The sequence below is a fragment of the Elusimicrobiota bacterium genome, from assembly GCA_040757695.1.
Lineage (GTDB): Bacteria > Elusimicrobiota > UBA8919 > UBA8919 > UBA8919 > JBFLWK01.
Window position 1 is genome coordinate 1 of the sequence record JBFLWK010000239.1, and the last position, 1,247, is coordinate 1,247.

Genomic DNA, 1,247 nt, shown 5'->3' on the forward strand with positions numbered 1-1,247 from the left:
GCATCTGAAAAGTTAAGTCAGGTGCCGCAGGTTATAGCAACAATAATTCAAAACGGAAAAAGTAAAAACAAAATAGATGTTAACGTACTAATGACTTTGGTTGAGGGGACAGAAGCAACGTATAAAGGAACATTCAAAAAAATTACTGGTTTTGGTGATGTGGAAAAAATAATTATTACCGGAACTGACCTTGCTGGTAATGTTGGCATAAGTGATGGAACATTCACAAAAGAATTACTCACCAAAGCTGCTGCTATTGCAGAGCAAACAGCAGACCCAACCTTCAAACTTGGTGATGTTTACACATACCCCAATCCAGCAATATCCGGACAAAATCCAATAATCCACATAGAAGTTGGAGTGGCTGACAGAGTAGAAATAAAAATTTTCAACATAGCGGCTGAACTGGTGCATTCAGTAGAATTTGCCAGCAGTGATTACTTAAAAATCAAAAACGACAAATACTGCTACGAATATCCATTGGACATAAGTAACATCGCAAGTGGCGTATACATTTACTGCCTGAATGCTGAAAAACAGGGATACGTTCCGATTAAGATGATAAAAAAGTGTGCGGTAATAAAATGAGCCATCACAAAAGGTTACCGAATAGATATGTGAACTCAAGAATACGTATTGGATAATACACATAACATAAATTTCTCAGCGAAGTTTAAACAAATGTCCTGCTAAATATCCTATCTAAAACATTTGCCAAAGAATGTATTAACAGATTAGTACTGTTGTGTTACCTGAAATTCAGAAAAGTAGAAATACAGGATGATGTTACCTGATGGAAATCTAAAATTGAAAGATTGGCAGTTGTTAAGCATTATTATTTTATTTGGCATAATAATCCGCCTTATATGTTTTTCAGGTATGACTGGCTATGATGAATATGCATATGCCCACATATCCCACAATATTGCTAAATCAAATTTTATCCTGGCAGAAATTAACAGTTATTATGGTTTTCGCTGGCTTGTAAATCTCCCGGTTGCTTTAGGATATGAAATATTCGGCGTTAACATAATTTCCACGAGTTATTTTCCGTTTCTTTGTTCCATAGGAAATATTATTCTGGCATTTTTTTTCGGAAAGTATCTTTATAATTATAAAATAGGCCTTATTGCAGCATTATTTCAGGCAGTTTTTCCCGTTCATGTTATTTATGGGACAATACTTTATCCTGAAGAGATAATTTATTTTTTTACAAACATTTCCATCCTGTTGGTTTTTTCTAAAAA

General features: G+C 34.2%; 2 protein-coding genes. Both read left to right on the forward strand.

The features are described from left to right. On the forward strand, positions 1–588 hold a 588-nt coding region (locus AB1349_14465; GenBank protein ID MEW6558529.1), incomplete at its 5' end, for a T9SS type A sorting domain-containing protein. A gap of 291 nt (positions 589–879) precedes the next feature. Continuing rightward, positions 880–1,247 (forward strand): glycosyltransferase family 39 protein (locus AB1349_14470; GenBank protein ID MEW6558530.1); only part of this gene is annotated, 368 nt, incomplete at its 3' end.